Genomic DNA, 16,543 nt, shown 5'->3' with positions numbered 1-16,543 from the left:
CGTATTATACTGGTTTAAAGCGGGAAACCGATTAGAAGCAACTACATAGACCGATATGGGGAGTGAGTGGGACTTTGTCACTTTATGTTATGAAATTCGGAGGCAGCTCCGTCGGCGACACAGAACGCATGCAACGTGTTGCCAAGCGCATCGCAGACAAGCAGGATGAGGGACATCGCTGCGTTGTAGTTGTATCTGCTATGGGGGATACAACAGATGATTTGATCGATACGGCGAAGCAATTAAACGGGCAGCCGCCTGCACGTGAAATGGATATGCTGATGACAACAGGAGAGCAGATTTCCGTTGCTCTTTTGTCCATAGCTCTTCATGGGATCGGGCGGAATGCAGTATCTTATACAGGATGGCAGGCCGGGTTCCGTACAGACGAAACTCACGGTAGAGCTCGTATCAATGATATTGATCCACACCGTGTAGTAGCGTCTTTGGAACGCGAACAGATCGTTATCGTTGCCGGTTTCCAAGGGATGACTTTGGATGGTGAGATCACTACCCTGGGCCGCGGAGGATCGGACACGACAGCTGTAGCCCTTGCGGCTGCTATTCAAGCAGATGTATGTGAGATTTATACCGACGTTGATGGTATTTATTCTACAGATCCACGCATTGTGAAAACAGCCCGCAAGCTGAACGAAATCTCTTACGATGAGATGCTAGAGCTTGCCAATCTGGGAGCGGCCGTACTACATCCGCGTGCAGTGGAGTATGCTAAGCGTCATCAAGTTAAGCTGGTCGTTAGATCGAGCTTTAATCATAATGAAGGTACTGTTGTGAAGGAGGAAGCAAGCATGGAGCAAGGTGTCGTAGTTAGTGGGATTGCTTATGATAAGAATGTAGCGCGTGTCAGTATTCTAGGAGTACCTGATGTACCGGGTGTACTCGCTCAAGTCTTCGGCAAGCTGGCTGAAGAAGGCGTAAACGTAGATATCATTGTACAAAGTGGTGTGCAGAATGAGCAGGCTGACTTCTCATTTACAGTTTCACTTGATGAACTGGATCGTGCGAAGGAAGTAATTAAAGAAATCCATAAAACTTTACCTTACCGTGAAGTGACGTCCGAGGATAACCTCGTGAAGGTTTCTATTGTTGGCGCGGGTATGGTTAGCCATCCTGGTGTTGCAGCTCAAATGTTTGATGTACTCTCCCAAGAGGGCGTAAGCATTAAGATGGTCAGCACGTCAGAGATTAAGGTTTCTTGTGTAATCGAATCCGGCAATTTGCCATCGATCATTCAGGCGCTTCACACCGCTTATAATCTGGATACAACTGAGCAGGCCTTTGTTGGTGGTCCTAAGGATCGTCGTTAAGAGCCGTTTAATCAATAAAAAGGGAGATCCTACAGCTACTTAGCTACGGGGTCTCCTTTTTGGGCATCAGCTATAAATGAAAAGGAACGCTGCAGGTTTGAATGCAGCGTTCCTTTTTACATCTATATGGGTATTTATCCTAAACGTCTAAATCGGCCTAGAATTTCAACAGTCTCAAGTACATTGACGAAAGAGCTTGGATCCGTCTCAAGGATAGTCTTACGCAGCTCTGACAGCTCATAGCGGGTCGTTACGGTCATCAGCATTGTATTGCCCTCGTGACTGTAACCGCCCTCTGCGTTGACTACTGTGATGCCATGAGGCAGCTCTCTAAGACGATTCAGCATTTTATCCCGTTCCTTGGTAACAATGAAGCAGGTTAGCTTGACATGACGAATATGAATCATATCAACCACTCTGCTTTTCACAAAAATACAGAGCATAGCGTATAAGGCTGAGTCCCAGCTTTTAAAGAAGCCTAAACTCAGAATAACGATCCCATCCATTACGAAGAGTACATTCCCAATAGGAATATCCCGCTTACGTGTAATAATCGAGCCTAATATATCAAATCCTCCAGATGAGCCCCCGGCACGGAGAGAAAATCCAACCCCGCCAGCAATAATTACGCCGCCAAAAATACTAGCCAAAATCGGGTCTTTGGTCACTTTCACCGCAGGAATAATTGTCATGAACCAGGTGGTAGCTAAAACGGAAAGCATGCTTAGTAAGATGTACTTTTTCCCCACTGCAATAAATCCCCAGATCAGAACAGGAAGGTTTATCGCAAAATAAATGATTGAGATGTACTTCGGATTAGTTACATACCCAATGACTGAAGCCACCCCCGCTACCCCGCCGCTTAGCAGTTGATGAGGAATTAGAAATAATCTCATCCCTGCGGCGACTAAAAAAGCTGAAAAAATAATGATTGCCGCTTCTCTTACTGGTCTGACTACGGACCGCATGCTGAGCGGTAGCTCGTAATTTCGAACGTGCATGACACAAATCCCCTCTTTTTCTTATGTCTTTTTAGTTTGCCTTTTTTTGAAAATATAAACTCACTATATTTCCAATTAAAAAGGATACCACAGATGAAGGCGTTCGTAAAAATTATTTTATCGTACTGATTATATTTATTTATGAACCCACTCACTATGAATTCTTTCACAGTCTGATCTGTAAATCTGTCATTTCTCATTGTCTAAAGTGAAAAAGCCACGCATATCCATGAATAATAGAAAGCTAAACAAGCCTCAGATGTCTTTTGGTATGAATGAATTAGTAAAAGGAGTTGAGTTGATTGGACAAGTATGTGAGTTGGATGGCGACTCTGCGGTTGTTCTCGGGCAGTGCAGAGATTATAGCTGCCCTGATAATGCTCAGATTAAATCAGGTCGATAAGGCACTCGCTGTCAATTCTGGACTGGCTTTGGTAGGCCCGACCATATTGATATTGACGACAGCAATTGGCCTGACTGGGATGGCGCAGCAGCTGTCATGGAGCAAATTAGGCTGGGTGGGCTGCGGTGTAGCCTTTCTCTTAATCGGGATTTTGAAAAAATGATAGATGATAGGCATATTGGGCGCGTACAAGCATAAATATGGAATAAAGCAATTAAGTAGAGGACAGCTTGGGGGTACTTTGTATGGCAGATGACTGGCTGCAATTGTTTCCTGAAAAAGTAAGAGCACTGTTAAAGTGCCTTCCCCTTCCGCTGCTAGGAATGGTGGAGGAGATTCGTGTCCGTGAAGGTCGTCCGCTGGAAATTAACTACTCTGGTAAATATCACTTTCTAAGAGTGAATGGCAGTTTGACGCAGAGGCCTGAAGAAGCTTACAAGCCGGATCGGGAAGACACTCATCGACTGCTAGATCTGATCAGCAACCATTCGCTATATACGATGGAAGAAGAGCTGAGAAAAGGATTTATTACGATTCCCGGCGGTCATCGGATAGGACTTGCTGGTCGGACAGTACTGAGTGGCGGAGGTGTAGAACATCTTCGTGATATCACTGGCTTTAATGTCCGTATTGCTCGTGAAGTACCTGGAATCGCAGATGGAGTGCTGCCTTATTTACTGGACAAGGGGCGGCAGCGAATGATGCACACCTTGATTCTCTCCCCTCCACAACATGGCAAGACTACCCTACTCCGCGATCTCGCAAGACAAATCTCCTTAGGGGAATTGGGCAAGCGCGAAGGGAATAGACCGGGGCTGAAGGTGGGAATTGTTGACGAACGGTCTGAAATTGCTGGCAGCCGGCGTGGTGTTCCGGCCTTTGACGTGGGTCCGCGGACAGACGTTCTTGATGGGTGTCCCAAGGCAGAAGGCATGATGATGATGATCCGGTCACTATCTCCAGATGTATTAATCGCGGATGAGATTGGCCGTCCTGAAGATGCCGAAGCGGTTACCGAGGCACTGCATGCCGGAATATCTGTCATTGCTTCCGCTCACGGAAAAGATGTAACAGAGTTGGCTCGTAGGCCGGGTCTTGGAGGACTGCTGGAACAAAAGATGTTCGAGAGATATGTCATACTCCATCGTTCAGAAGCAGGCCTCACGTTTCGTATTCTGGATGGCCAGAAAAGAGGAATGCTGCTTATCTCTCCCGGGGATCGACTAGGTGGTGATTTGCATGCTTAAGCTGTTCGGTGCTGTGCTCATTGTGGTGGCTGGTACGCTTGCAGGTCTCCAGTTTGCTCGTCAATATGCAGACAGGCCCAGACATATCAGAGGTTTAATAGCAGCACTACAGCGGTTGGAAACAGAGATCATGTACGGCTTCACCCCACTGCCGGAAGCCATGCGGCGGATTGGGAATCAGTCTAAGGACCCGCTGAAATCGTTGTTTGTCAAAACAGCGGAGGAGATGAGCCCTCCCTATGACAGAAGCGCCCAGGATGCCATCCAGCGGGCGATGGAAGCATATTGGAAGTCTACCGCTATGAAGGGGACAGAAAAAGAGATTCTTCGCCAGCTCAGCTGTACTCTCGGCACAAGCGATAGGTCGAATCAGAGCACTCATATCGCGTTAGCATTGCAGCAATTGAAGCAGGAGGAGTCGGTGGCCAGAGAGGATCAAGGCAAATATGAAAAGTTAAGTAAAAGCCTGGGTCTGCTGCTTGGAGTACTGATCGTCATTTTGATCTTTTAGCGAGGTGCCAGGAATGAATATTGAAGTCAATGCGATTTTTCAAATTGCCGGCATTGGCATAATTATCGCCATGATACACACGGTGCTCAAACAGATGGGAAAAGAGGATTTTGCACATTGGGTAACCGTGATCGGGTTCGTAGTCGTGCTGTTCATGGTGATTCGTATGCTGGACGGGTTGCTGCAGGAAATAAAAACGATCTTTCTTTTTCAATAGGCGTGCTATGGAGATTATTCAAGTTGTTGGGATTGGGCTGATATCGACCATATTGATTCTCGTACTGAAGGAACAAAAACCGATGTTCGCCTTTCTTCTTGCTACTACAACAGGAATTCTAATTTTTATGTTTCTGATCGGCAAGATCGGAATGATCCTCTCTACACTGGAGCGGGTGGCTGAGTCATCGGGGATGGAAATGATTTATTTGAAGACTGTTTTCAAAATCATCGGCATTTCCTATATCGCGGAGTTTGGTGCACAGATTGTACGAGATGCCGGTCAGGAATCGATTGCTTCCAAAATAGAACTCGCTGGCAAAGTGCTAATTATGGTACTAGCCGTACCCATTATCAGCATCATTATCGAAACCGTCATGAAACTACTGCCTGCTTAAAGCAATCGTAAAGAGAGCTGAGCAACGAATCGGGAGGAGAAATTATGCAAGAGCGCAGTGTTTTCCGTCCTCCAAAACTAAAAATAATACTGCTGCTGCTTCCATTCTTTTTCATTCTATGGTTTGCAGGTACAGCTCAGAGTGTGCAAGCTTCCTCAACACCAGAATCCGGCAGTTCTTCCCCGGTAGACCAGTGGGTCAAGAGCCAGGTGAATAATTTGCCAAAAGATAAAGTGGAGTCGTATTGGGATCAGCTGATGAAGGATTATGGTGGTTTTTTCCCGGACGGGGCCACACCTACGCTAATGGACATGCTGCTTCCAGGAGATAAGGGGCTCAGCTTGAAGGGTGTGTTATCTGGGCTTCTAGGCTTTATGTGGCATGAGGTGCTGTACAACGGAAAGCTGCTCGTGACGATTGTGATGATCAGTGTGCTCAGCATGATTCTGGAGACGCTGCAAACCGCTTTTGAGCGAAAAACGGTCAGTAAGGTCGCTTATACGCTCTGTTATATGGTGGTGCTGGTAATTGCTGTGAACAGCTTCAATATCGCTATTGGTTATGCAAAGGACGCTATCGATCGGATGATCGATTTCATGATGGCGATGATTCCACTGCTGTTCGCGCTGCTGGCTTCGATGGGGAATATCGTTACGGTCTCCGTCACCCATCCGTTAATTGTTTTTATGATTCATACGGTTGGCACCATGATCCACACCCTTGTTTTTCCGCTTCTGTTCTTCTCGGCTGTGCTGCATCTGGTCAGCGCATTGTCGGAGAAATATAAACTAACCCAGCTGGCTAACCTGCTGCGAAACATCGGTGCTGGACTGTTAGGTGTACTGCTAACTGTGTTTCTAGGTGTAATTTCCGTTCGAGGGATAACAAGCTCAGTAACGGATGGGGTCACCATTCGGGCCGCTAAATATATTACAGGGAATTTTGTTCCGGTCATCGGCAAAATGTTCGCGGATGCCACAGACACAGTAATCTCAGCTTCACTGCTGGTGAAGAATGCGATCGGCTTATCGGGTGTCATTATCATATTGTTCCTGTGTGCTTTTCCGGCAATCAAAATCCTGGTGCTTGCCCTTATCTACAACATAGCCGCCGCTGTGATGCAGCCGCTGGGAGAGACACCGATTGTAGTCTGTCTCCAGACGATTGGAAAAAGCATGGTGTACGTATTCGCTGCTTTGGCTGCTGTTTCCTTAATGTTTTTTATGGCGGTTACGATCATGCTGACTGCGGGTAACTTGACCGTAATGATGAGGTGAAGCAACAAAAACTTTAGGAGGGAAACCATGAGCTGGTTGGGCGATTGGCTGCGGGAGATCATCCTGGTTGTGCTGTTGGCGTCATTTGTTGAATTGCTGCTCCCAAGCAAATCCATGGAGCGTTATGCAAGATTGGTGCTAAGTCTCCTAATCCTGCTCACGATGCTCAGCCCTATCGTCTCTCTCCTGAAAGGTGATGCAATCTCCGAACTGAGTGTCGCTATGGGACAGCAAGAGAAAGAAGGCGGTTTGTTCACTGGCGGAGGGAAGGGAGACCCATCCTTGGAACAGATTCTGGCAGATGGGCAAAAGCTTGCACAAGGCCGTCAGGAACAGAGTCTGCAGCTCGCTGCCGAAGAGGTGGCGGGTCAGATGAAAGAGCAGATTATCAGCGAGACCGGCAAACGCGGGGTTAATGTCACCGTAACGCTGGGCATGGGGAAGTCTGGCGGCACCGGTAACGAAGACGTCCCTGTCATTTCTAATGTAAAGGTCTCTATGCCTCAGACATCGGCTAACTCCCCGGGTACTTCCGGAGCTTCCAGCACAGCGACTACAGCACCCATTACAATCACTCCTGTAGCACCTGTAGAAGTTAAAATTGGCGCTAATCCGGCAGATAACGTAGAGAGTGAAGCAACATCATCAGATGAACCTAATAAAGCAGTGAACGGAACTGTGGCGGAAGACAGCGCGTCCTCGAGTGAAATGGAGTCCATTGTAAAGCTGCTGGAACTGAAGTGGGATTTGGATCCCAAAGTCATTCAGGTGGATGGCAGCGTGGCTAGTAACGTCAAATCATGAGCTTGCAGTTTCTAAATAACTATAATTTTTAGGAGGGATGGGAGTGGGCAATTGGCTGAAAAAGCTTGAGCAGTGGGCTGGGGGTGGGGCCGGCAGTCCGAAGAGAAGCCATACCTTTCGCTGGCTGATCATTCTGGGTCTGCTGGGCGCAGCGATCATGCTATTCAATTCCTTCGTCAATGTGAAGAGGATTGATAACGAGAATACAGGGCGCGAGCCGCCGCTGAATCAGTCCTCACAAACGGCGTTGGTGCAGAGTGATCCAACCACAACAACCAATTCGTTCGACAGCATCGAACTAGCGATGGAGAACCGGATGAAGGAGATTTTGGAGAAAATCGTTGGCGTCGGTACGGTCGATATCATGGTTACAGTGGAGTCTACAGAAGAAATTGTCGTGGTGCGTAATATGAATGACTCCCAGCAGCTTAGTGAAGAGACGGATGCCAGTGGGGGGAAACGTCATACGACACAATATACGAGGGATGGCGAAATCGTAACCTACTCGCAATCAGGGGACGAAACACCCATTGTGACGAAGCGGATTAAACCTCAGGTACGCGGCGTACTGGTAGTTGCCAAAGGGGCAGAGAACAAGGTTGTTCGTGGACTCGTCGAGCAGGCTATAGAAAAAGGCTTGAACGTCCCGATCCAGCGCATTTCAGTAGTACCACGCAAACAAGAGTAGCAGGAGAAAGTCAATAAGTGAGTGCTTCCGAAGCAGCCACTAGATTAAATTTTAGGAGGAATATGGAATGAACGGCAAAAGACAAACGATATGGTTGGTTTCTATGCTCAGCTTGATGGTGGTCCTCTCTGCATACTATTTATTCACTGAAGACTCAGGTGCTTCGATTCCAAAAGACACGGCTGGCACAATGCAGGTTGATTCCCTGAAAGACACAGCAGGTGCAGCGTTGCCAACGGTTGGTGACAAAGGTGTTGTTGTGAACGAAGTTGTTAGTCAAGGCGATGTTGTTGCTGATGAAGGCGTTGTAGATAGCACTACTGGCGCCGCTACTACGGACGACAGCGCTACTGCCGCCAAAACGGATGACAGTGCTGCTACCGCTAAAACGGATGATAGCACTACTACTGCTAAAACGGACGACAGTACAACTACAGCTGCTAAGGACGATAGCAGTAAAGCTGCCGCAAATAGCAGTGACTCAGAGAAGGCAACAACCGACACTGCTGCTAAAGATGCCGCGAAAACAGATACATCTGCTAAAGATACAGCCGCAAATACAACCACCAAGACTCCAGCCAAAAATGACAAAGAAATTCTCGATGAAGTAGCTTCTCAAAGTGTATCGGCGAGCAGCATGTTCACTAACTACCTTTATGAACGTGAGCAAAAGAATCTTAAGAACCAACAAGACTTGCTTGCTTTGATTAATGACATGGATAAAACACCTGCTGATAACGCAGTCGCTCAAGAACAACTTCTCAATCTTGAAGAAAAAGAATCCAAAATTACCGGTATCGAAGAACAGCTTCAACAAAAATATGGAGAAGCGATTGTAAAGGAAGAAGCTGGAGACAGCTACAAAGTAGTCGTTCTCAGCGACAAACTGGATGTAAAGCAAGCCGTTAGTATCGTGGATCTCGTAATGAAGGAACTGAGCGTGTCTCAAGATAAAATTAGTGTACAATACGTTTCCGAGCAATAATAAGCTGTAAAATTAAAAGAAAAATGACGAAAGAGCTCGGGTTGCCCCGGGCTCTTTCCATTTTTACCGATTGTGATATAATACATAAAGTTATCTTGTCCGCTTAAGAAGTGGCTTCGAGAGAAAGCTGAAGGAGTGAACTGATATATGTTCAAGTTGAGCGAAATTAAGGAATTGATTAAATTGCTGGACCAGACCTCCTCTGTACATGAGTTGGAGATCGAAAGCGAAGGAATGAAGCTTGCAATTCGCAAACCGGATCGCCCTGAAGCTGATGGAACAGCAGTACAGGCGACTCCTTATGCTGCCTATCCCTTTACGCCTGCCCCGCAGCCGCAGAGCGTACCGCAAGTATCCTATCCGGTAGTTGGTGAAGTTCCTCCAGCGCAGCAGCCACAAGCAGCTGATGAAGGCAAACTACATAAAATTGTGTCTCCAATGGTGGGGACCTTTTATAGTGCCGCTTCTCCGGAAACGCCTTCGTTTGTTAATATTGGAGACCGTGTAAGTGAAAAATCAACGGTTTGCATTATCGAGGCGATGAAACTGATGAACGAGCTGGAAGCGGAGATCAAAGGTGAAATCGTGTCTGTACTTGCTGAGAACGGTCAGCTTGTAGAATATGGTCAACCACTATTCTTGGTTAAACCGGAATAAATACCGCAGACTACTTAAGGAGCGGAAGCTTCGCAAAACTTTGGGAGGAAACGCATGAACATTCAAAAAGTGTTGATTGCCAACCGCGGCGAAATCGCGGTCCGCATTATTAGGGCCTGCCGTGAACTGGGCATTTCCACCGTCGCGGTCTATTCGGAACCCGACCGGGATTCACTGCATGTCCGGTTGGCTGATGAAGCTTACTGCATCGGTCCGATGCCGGCCAAGGACAGCTATCTGAACTTTACAAATATTATGAGTGTAGCCACCTTAACGGAATGTGATGCCATCCATCCTGGCTATGGATTTTTAGCTGAAAATGCGGATTTTGCAGAGATTTGTGAATCTTGCAATATTATCTTCATAGGACCTTCTCCAGATGCCATAAACCGTATGGGTGACAAGGCTGTAGCGAAGGAAACCATGAAACTGGCTGGAGTTCCGATTATCCCGGGCTCAGATGGTCTTGTAGGCGATGTAGAGGAAGCTGTCATGCTGGGCCGCGATATTGGTTACCCAATCATCGTTAAGGCTACTGCAGGTGGCGGAGGTAAGGGAATACGGATTGCTGAGGACGAGGAATCTTTGGTGAAGCAGATCACTGCTGCACAACAGGAAGCACAAAAGGCGTTTGGTAACGCTGGTGTATATCTGGAGAAATTCCTAACAGGCATGAAGCATGTGGAGATTCAGATTATTGCAGATAAACATGGCAATGTAGTGCACTTAGGTGAACGGGACTGCTCCGTGCAGCGTCGTCGCCAAAAGCTGATTGAAGAGGCACCTTGTTCAGTGCTCACACCTGAAATTCGTGAAGCAATGGGTAAAGCAGCTGTTCGAGCAGCGCTTGCCGTGAATTATTCGGGAGCCGGAACACTTGAATTCCTGCTTGGACCGGATGGACAGTTTTACTTCATGGAGATGAATACTCGTATTCAGGTCGAACATCCAGTAACGGAAATGGTTACAGGTGTGGATTTGATTAAGGAAATGATTTCTGTAGCAGAAGGCAATCCGCTGTCATTCACTCAGGAAGATATCGTGATTAATGGCTGGTCGATTGAATGCCGTATAAATGCTGAAGATCCAGAGCGTAATTTCATGCCTTCACCAGGAAAAATCGGCTTTTATTTGCCACCCGGAGGCCTTGGCGTTCGTGTAGATAGTGCGGCGTACCCAGGATATACGATTTCCCCTTTCTATGATTCTATGATTGCAAAACTGATTGTATGGGCTCCTACACGTCAGGAAGCGATTGCGAAGATGAAGCGCGCCTTGGCTGAATTCGCCGTGGAAGGCATTCATACTACCATCCCTTTCCATCAGAAACTGTTGGAGCATCCTGTATTTTTGGATGGTAACTTTGACATTAAGTTTCTTGAAGAGTATGAAATTTAGGACGACTTCGGTTTGTTTGTCATAAAGTTCGTCAAATGATATAGTATGTTTAATAAGAGACGTGCTTTACGCTTGAAATCATGAACAATCTTTCTTGAAAGGTGTGAAGTCTAAAATGAGTACATTGCCGACAGAATACGAACGGACGGAAATCGGTGAAATCCAGATTGCTCCTGAAGTAATCGAGGTTATTGCAGGTCTGGCGACCGTTGAGGTTAAAGGTGTAGCAGGTATGAGCGGCGGTTTCGCCGGTGGTATTGTTGAACTTCTTGGACGTAAGAATCTGTCCAAAGGAGTTAAAGTAGAGGTTGGACAACGTGAAGCTGCGGTGGATGTTTCTGTAATTATTGAATATGGCAATCGCCTTCCTGAAGTGGCTGCTGAAATTCAACGCAATGTTAAGCGCTCCATCGAGACTATGACTGGTCTGACTGTTGTGGAAGTGAATGTGCATATTCATGATGTGCAATTCAAGAACAACAACACTGTAGACAAGAACGAAGAAGCTGAAACGATTCTTCGTGTGAAATAGCAGTCATCGTTCTTCCATAAACCCCCGACAGCAAAGTCGAGGGTTTACTCTAATTTAAGGAGGTTATGAGACTCGTGGCAAAAATTTTGGACAGACTTTTGCTGTTTGTCTACAGCTTAAGTATCGGAATACTATCTGTTATTGCCATCCTCCTCTTAAGCGGTGCGATTCCTAGAACTTTGGAGATTGAGAATGGACCAGCAGCTTATATTACAGCAATAATAGTAGCAGTTGTCTTGTTCCTTCTGAGCATCCGATTTTTCTACATCTCTCTGCGCCGTGATCGCGCTTCATTGCCTTCGGTCGATCAGCGTACAGAGTATGGGGATATCCAGATTTCAATGGAAACTATTGAGAATCTGAGTCTTAAGGCTGCTGGTAAAGTGAAGGGAATCAGAGATCTCAAGTCACGTATTCGTGTCTCTCAGGCTGGCCTTGAAATTACAATTCGTGCAGTAGTGGACGGTGAGCATTCATTACCGCTGCTTACGACAGAAGTACAACGTCAGGTGCATGATTTCGTGCAGGAGACAACGGGCATTCCGGTTGCTGATGTGTCTGTATATATTGCTAACCTCACGCAGTCTCCAAGCTTCAAAAGTCGAGTGGAATAGAGGTGAGTTTCCCTTATGTCTTGGAAAGAAGTATGGGAAAGTCACGGGGGTAGAATCGCCGGAGTGACTTTCGGCATTGGTCTGGGTTTGATTTATTTAATTTGCGGTTTTTGGGATATGCTGTTCTTTGCACTGGTAGTGTTCATCGGATATACGCTCGGCAAAAGAAAGGATACCGCGCAAGCGCCCCTGTTTCAATGGCAGGAGTTGGTTTCGCGATTATCCGGACGCTGGCGTCCCTTTAAGTGAACCGCGATAGTCTTTTTCCCGGAGCAGGAAACCGTAAGTTTGTGTTGTCCGTTGCCCCCGGAAGAAAGGCATTGCGGTTTTTTTGCGACAAGGGATAGGTATATTTGCGAGCTTCCTCTGAAGGTATCTTCGCTTTGTGCAATAATCCTCACAGGATTAGGGAAAGAATGAATAAGTGTGAAGCGATATTTAGGTCGTAGACGTTGTTGCAGTACAAGTGAATATTTTAATGCGATATAAGATTTTAGGAGGAACACATGAAAAGACGTATAGCTAGAGAGATTATTGTCCAAAGCCTGTATCAGATGGAAATGAACGATGTGGAAAGCGCGGAAGCCGTAGAAATGCTGCTCGAGGAAGCTTCAGAAGAGAATGAAACCGAACGTGTAATCACGGACGAGATTCAGCTTAAACACTATGTGGTAGAGCATGTGAATGGGGTATGGGAGCACAAGGTAGCGATCGACGATATACTTGAACATTACCTGAAGGGCTGGCAAATGAGCCGTCTGTCACGTGTGGATCGTCAGATTCTACGTTTAGCAGCGTATGAAATGGTGTTCGCTAATGATGTGCCTGCGAAGGTTGCGGTGAATGAAGCGATCGATTTGGCCAAGCATTTTGGAACGGATGATTCCGGGAAGTTTGTTAACGGAGTACTCGGCAAGATGATCCAAGAGATAGATACTATTAAAGCTGACCATTCTTAATTTATAAACCATAGTAAAGTATATAAAAGGGGAGAGACTAACATGACAGCAGCAATCATCAGTGGTAAACAAGTATCCGAGGAAATTCGTATTAGCATTGCCCAAGAGGTTGCTGAACTGGCGAAACGCGGCGTAAAGCCCGGTTTGGCTGTTATTCTAGTAGGTGAAGACCCGGGATCTCAGGTTTATGTTCGCAATAAGGAGAAATCTTGTATCAGCTTAGGATTCCATTCGGAAGTGCATAAATTGGATGAATCCACTTCTCAAGAAGAACTTCTGGCACTGGTAGCAGAGCTAAACGGACGCGATGATATCGACGGAATTCTGGTTCAACTCCCATTGCCTAAGCATATCGAGGAGAAGGCTGTTATTGATGCAATCTCCGTGGAAAAGGATGTAGACGGCTTTCACCCTGTCAATGTAGGCAACCTGGTCATCGGTGCCGACAGTCTTCTTCCATGTACTCCTGCAGGAGTAATCGAACTGATCAAACGTACAGGAACAGGTATGGCAGGTAAACATGCCGTTGTAATTGGTCGTAGCAATATTGTAGGAAAGCCAGTTTCCCTCTTGTTGCAACGCGAAAATGCTACCGTAACTATGTGCCATTCCCGTACAGCTAATATGCAAGAGATTAGCCGTCAAGCGGATATTTTGGTTGTAGCGATCGGACGGGCTAATTTCATTGATGCTTCCTATGTGAAGCCGGGTGCTGTTGTCATCGATGTGGGCATGAACCGTCTGGATAACGGTAAACTCGCAGGTGACGTTGATTATGAAAGTGCAAAAGAAGTTGCCGGATACATCACGCCTGTTCCAGGCGGGGTTGGTCCGATGACTATTACAATGCTGATGAGCAACACGCTGATTGCGGCTAAACGCCGTCACGGCCTGGAATAGGGGTAAGATTCATGGCGGCAGAGCGGCAGGTTTATTCGATAAAAGAACTCAACCGTTATATCCGCATGAAGCTAGACTCGGATAATTTACTTTCGGATGTGTGGATTCGCGGAGAGATTTCCAACTTTACACATCATGGCAGCGGGCATATGTATTTCACACTTAAGGACGAGAGCAGCCGCATTAAAGCGATTATGTTCGCTTCTCATAACCAGCGGCTGCCTTTTATTCCGAAAGAAGGCGCTCGGGTAATTGCCAGAGGTAATGTGACCGTTTATGAACGGGATGGGCAATACCAGTTCTATGCCACACATATGCAGCCTGATGGGATTGGCAGTTTATATCTGGCCTATGAGCAGCTGAAGAGCAAGCTTGAAAAAGAAGGCCTTTTTGCAGAAGCTCGCAAGCGTTCGTTGCCGCGGTTCCCGAAGTGTATTGGTGTGATTACATCCCCAACAGGAGCAGCTGTACGAGATATTGTGATTACGCTTCAGCGGCGGTTTCCGCAGGTAGCTATTGTAATCTATCCCGTACTGGTGCAAGGCAAAGGCGCTGCGCCTTCGATAGTGAAGGCGATTGGCGCGCTGAACGCCATGGGTGAAGCCGACGTGCTTATCGTCGGCCGCGGCGGCGGTTCGCTGGAGGAGCTGTGGGCGTTCAACGAGGAGGAAGTCGCACGAGCGATATCGGCATCAAGGATTCCGGTCATCTCGGCCGTCGGCCACGAGACCGATTTCACGATTGCCGATTTCGCCGCCGACCTCCGCGCGGCTACGCCCACAGCGGCCGCTGAGCTGGCCGTGCCTCATGCCGGCGAGCTAGCTGCGCAGCTTCGCCAGCTGCAGCAGCGGCTGCGCCAAGCGCTGCAACAACGCGCCCAGCGTGGACGCGAGCGCCACTCGGTGCTGCAGCGCTCGCTGGCGCTGGCAGGCCCGCGCCGGACGCTGATTCAGCACACGCAGCGGTTGGACATGCTGCGTGAGCGGCTCCAGCGCTCAGCGGATGCACGGCTCAGCCGTTCCCGCGAGCGTAAGGCGGTGCTGCATCACAGTCTGCAGCGGTTCCATCCGCGCGACAGTGTTGCCGCAGCACGTCAGCGCACGGACAGCATGCGCCGTGAGTTAATGGGCGCTATGCAGGCTCGTTTGCAGGAGAAGCGATCTCGCTATGTGGCAGAGATTCGTCACCTGGATGCGCTGAGCCCGCTAAAAGTAATGTCGCGCGGCTACAGCTTAGTGTATGACGAGGCGGAAGAACATTTAATCAAATCGCTGACCGAAGTGCAGCTTGGCGATCTTGTGGTGATAAAGATGAATGACGGACAGCTGAACTGCCAAGTATGGGGGATGAAGGAGGATGGCAAAGACGATGACGAAGGAAGCGGAACTTGATTTTGAAGGCGCTATGGACCGACTGGAGGAAATCGTTCGTGAGCTTGAACACGGCGACGTTCCTCTGGAGAAGGCCATCGATTTATTTCAGCAGGGCATGAAGCTGTCGCAGCTTTGCGGCAGCAAGCTGGAACAAGTAGAGCGTAAGATCGAAATGATTACCCAAGAGGACGGAGAACTGCGCAAAAAGCCGTTTGGTGCACGTCTGGAAGGGGACGCCGATGAATCGCTTTGAGAATGATCTGGAGGGAAGGTCCGCAAGTGAAAGCATGCGGCAGCCGCTGGAGGATTACATCGCATCGATAAGTGATTTGCTCTCACAGGAGCTTGAGACTATTCTTCCCGCAGCATGGACGGTTCCGGAAAATTTACAGCAAGCGATGAAGTATTCGCTAATGGCAGGGGGCAAACGCCTCCGGCCGCTGCTTGTGATCGCTGCTTGTGAATCACTGGGAGGCAGCCGTGAAGCAGCCTTGCCTATTGCTGCTGCTATTGAGATGGTACATACCTACTCGTTGATTCATGATGATCTGCCTGCCATGGATAATGATGATTATCGGCGCGGCAAGCTGACGAATCATAAAGTCTTTGGTGAAGCGTCAGCTATTCTTGCGGGTGATGCGCTTTTGACCCATGCTTTTTACAGTGTGGTACAAGCCTCCCGTAAATTTGGCATCCCTGCTGATAATGTTTTATCCATAGTGGAGGATCTGGCGGAAATGGCGGGTCCACGCGGCATGGTCGGCGGTCAGATAGCAGATATGGAAGGCGAGCAAGGACTAACAGATCTTGCACAGCTGAAGTATATTCATCTGCATAAAACCGGAGATTTAATTATCTTTTCGTTGTTAGCCGGCGGACGTATCGCAGGGGCAACAGAGAAGCAGCTTGAAGCTCTGCGTGATTTTGGCACAAGCATCGGACTCGCTTTTCAAATTCAGGATGATATTCTTGATTTGGTTGGAGATGAAGGCAAGCTTGGTAAAAAAACAGGCAGCGATATCAAACAGCAGAAGGTAACCTACCCTTATTTTATTGGGTTAGAGGAATCTCGTGCTGAGGTGAAGCAGCTTACAGAAGCAGCTCAAAATGCTGTGCTGAATGGCGGTTTTTACGACAACCAGCGCCTGCTGGAAATTGCAGATTATTTAATGGCACGTGATCACTAAGTATGAACTTTCGAAGCGGCTGTATTTCGACAGCCGTTTCGTTTGTGTTATAATGGTTTTTATAT

General features: G+C 47.6%; 21 protein-coding genes. 20 read left to right on the top strand and 1 reads right to left on the bottom strand.

All coding sequences use genetic code 11. The features are described from left to right. Window positions 1-74 precede the first annotated feature (74 nt). Window positions 75-1,328, top strand: a complete 1,254-nt coding sequence (locus PODO_RS21050; RefSeq protein ID WP_036682855.1) for an aspartate kinase — start codon at window positions 75-77, stop codon at window positions 1,326-1,328. Between the two features lie 134 nt (window positions 1,329-1,462). Here the strand turns inward: PODO_RS21050 and PODO_RS21045 are convergent, their stop codons facing one another. Continuing rightward, window positions 1,463-2,329 (bottom strand): YitT family protein, encoded by an 867-nt coding sequence (locus PODO_RS21045; protein WP_080742551.1) that lies wholly within the window; start codon window positions 2,327-2,329, stop codon window positions 1,463-1,465. Window positions 2,330-2,631: 302 nt separating this feature from the next. On the opposite strand from PODO_RS21045, the gene PODO_RS21040 reads away from it, so the two are divergent. The 19 genes from PODO_RS21040 (at window position 2,632) to PODO_RS20950 (ending at window position 16,478) form a co-directional block, all read left to right on the top strand. Next, window positions 2,632-2,895, top strand: a complete 264-nt coding sequence (locus PODO_RS21040) for a YqhV family protein (protein WP_371915730.1) — start codon at window positions 2,632-2,634, stop codon at window positions 2,893-2,895. Between the two features lie 82 nt (window positions 2,896-2,977). Continuing rightward, window positions 2,978-3,979, top strand: a complete 1,002-nt coding sequence (gene spoIIIAA, locus PODO_RS21035) for a stage III sporulation protein AA (protein WP_038572536.1) — start codon at window positions 2,978-2,980, stop codon at window positions 3,977-3,979. Continuing rightward, complete coding sequence (spoIIIAB, locus tag PODO_RS21030; RefSeq protein ID WP_036682851.1) at window positions 3,972-4,490, top strand: stage III sporulation protein SpoIIIAB; 519 nt, start codon at window positions 3,972-3,974, stop codon at window positions 4,488-4,490. The genes spoIIIAA and spoIIIAB overlap by 8 nt, the downstream gene beginning before the upstream one ends. Before the next feature lie 13 nt (window positions 4,491-4,503). After that, window positions 4,504-4,707, top strand: a complete 204-nt coding sequence (spoIIIAC, locus tag PODO_RS21025) for a stage III sporulation protein AC (RefSeq protein WP_036682849.1) — start codon at window positions 4,504-4,506, stop codon at window positions 4,705-4,707. Between the two features lie 7 nt (window positions 4,708-4,714). Continuing rightward, a complete protein-coding gene (gene spoIIIAD / locus PODO_RS21020) occupies window positions 4,715-5,104 on the top strand; it encodes a stage III sporulation protein AD (RefSeq protein WP_036682847.1) in 390 nt (129 codons plus the stop codon). Window positions 5,105-5,148: 44 nt separating this feature from the next. Further along, a complete protein-coding gene (spoIIIAE, locus tag PODO_RS21015; RefSeq protein ID WP_036682845.1) occupies window positions 5,149-6,381 on the top strand; it encodes a stage III sporulation protein AE in 1,233 nt (410 codons plus the stop codon). Between the two features lie 27 nt (window positions 6,382-6,408). Beyond that, window positions 6,409-7,185 (top strand): stage III sporulation protein AF, encoded by a 777-nt coding sequence (gene spoIIIAF, locus PODO_RS21010; protein WP_038572534.1) that lies wholly within the window; start codon window positions 6,409-6,411, stop codon window positions 7,183-7,185. Window positions 7,186-7,228: 43 nt separating this feature from the next. Further along, window positions 7,229-7,873, top strand: coding sequence for a stage III sporulation protein AG (gene spoIIIAG, locus PODO_RS21005; protein ID WP_036682839.1), 645 nt, complete (start codon window positions 7,229-7,231; stop codon window positions 7,871-7,873). A 67-nt stretch (window positions 7,874-7,940) separates the two neighbouring features. Continuing rightward, window positions 7,941-8,858, top strand: coding sequence for a SpoIIIAH-like family protein (locus PODO_RS21000; RefSeq protein WP_036682837.1), 918 nt, complete (start codon window positions 7,941-7,943; stop codon window positions 8,856-8,858). 147 nt (window positions 8,859-9,005) lie between these two features. Then, window positions 9,006-9,515, top strand: a complete 510-nt coding sequence (gene accB / locus PODO_RS20995) for an acetyl-CoA carboxylase biotin carboxyl carrier protein (RefSeq protein WP_038572532.1) — start codon at window positions 9,006-9,008, stop codon at window positions 9,513-9,515. Between the two features lie 54 nt (window positions 9,516-9,569). Further along, on the top strand, window positions 9,570-10,913 hold the full coding sequence (accC, locus tag PODO_RS20990; protein ID WP_038572530.1) for an acetyl-CoA carboxylase biotin carboxylase subunit: 1,344 nt from the start codon (window positions 9,570-9,572) through the stop codon (window positions 10,911-10,913). A gap of 115 nt (window positions 10,914-11,028) precedes the next feature. Continuing rightward, window positions 11,029-11,445 (top strand): Asp23/Gls24 family envelope stress response protein, encoded by a 417-nt coding sequence (locus PODO_RS20985; RefSeq protein WP_036682829.1) that lies wholly within the window; start codon window positions 11,029-11,031, stop codon window positions 11,443-11,445. A 74-nt stretch (window positions 11,446-11,519) separates the two neighbouring features. Then, on the top strand, window positions 11,520-12,059 hold the full coding sequence (gene amaP / locus PODO_RS20980; protein WP_036682827.1) for an alkaline shock response membrane anchor protein AmaP: 540 nt from the start codon (window positions 11,520-11,522) through the stop codon (window positions 12,057-12,059). Between the two features lie 15 nt (window positions 12,060-12,074). After that, window positions 12,075-12,308 (top strand): DUF2273 domain-containing protein, encoded by a 234-nt coding sequence (locus PODO_RS20975; RefSeq protein ID WP_036682825.1) that lies wholly within the window; start codon window positions 12,075-12,077, stop codon window positions 12,306-12,308. A 257-nt stretch (window positions 12,309-12,565) separates the two neighbouring features. After that, window positions 12,566-13,018, top strand: a complete 453-nt coding sequence (gene nusB / locus PODO_RS20970; protein WP_036682824.1) for a transcription antitermination factor NusB — start codon at window positions 12,566-12,568, stop codon at window positions 13,016-13,018. Window positions 13,019-13,060: 42 nt separating this feature from the next. Continuing rightward, complete coding sequence (gene folD / locus PODO_RS20965; RefSeq protein ID WP_036682821.1) at window positions 13,061-13,918, top strand: bifunctional methylenetetrahydrofolate dehydrogenase/methenyltetrahydrofolate cyclohydrolase FolD; 858 nt, start codon at window positions 13,061-13,063, stop codon at window positions 13,916-13,918. An 11-nt stretch (window positions 13,919-13,929) separates the two neighbouring features. Then, a complete protein-coding gene (xseA, locus tag PODO_RS20960; protein WP_038572529.1) occupies window positions 13,930-15,309 on the top strand; it encodes an exodeoxyribonuclease VII large subunit in 1,380 nt (459 codons plus the stop codon). Next, window positions 15,287-15,544 (top strand): exodeoxyribonuclease VII small subunit, encoded by a 258-nt coding sequence (xseB, locus tag PODO_RS20955; protein WP_036682818.1) that lies wholly within the window; start codon window positions 15,287-15,289, stop codon window positions 15,542-15,544. The genes xseA and xseB overlap by 23 nt, the downstream gene beginning before the upstream one ends. After that, window positions 15,531-16,478, top strand: a complete 948-nt coding sequence (locus PODO_RS20950) for a polyprenyl synthetase family protein (protein WP_052097217.1) — start codon at window positions 15,531-15,533, stop codon at window positions 16,476-16,478. The genes xseB and PODO_RS20950 overlap by 14 nt, the downstream gene beginning before the upstream one ends. The last annotated feature ends 65 nt before the right edge of the window (window positions 16,479-16,543 follow it).

It is taken from the genome of Paenibacillus odorifer (genome assembly GCF_000758725.1).
In the GTDB taxonomy this organism is placed as follows: domain Bacteria; phylum Bacillota; class Bacilli; order Paenibacillales; family Paenibacillaceae; genus Paenibacillus_AQ; species Paenibacillus_AQ odorifer.
This window is presented reverse-complemented; position numbering and strand designations above follow the sequence as displayed.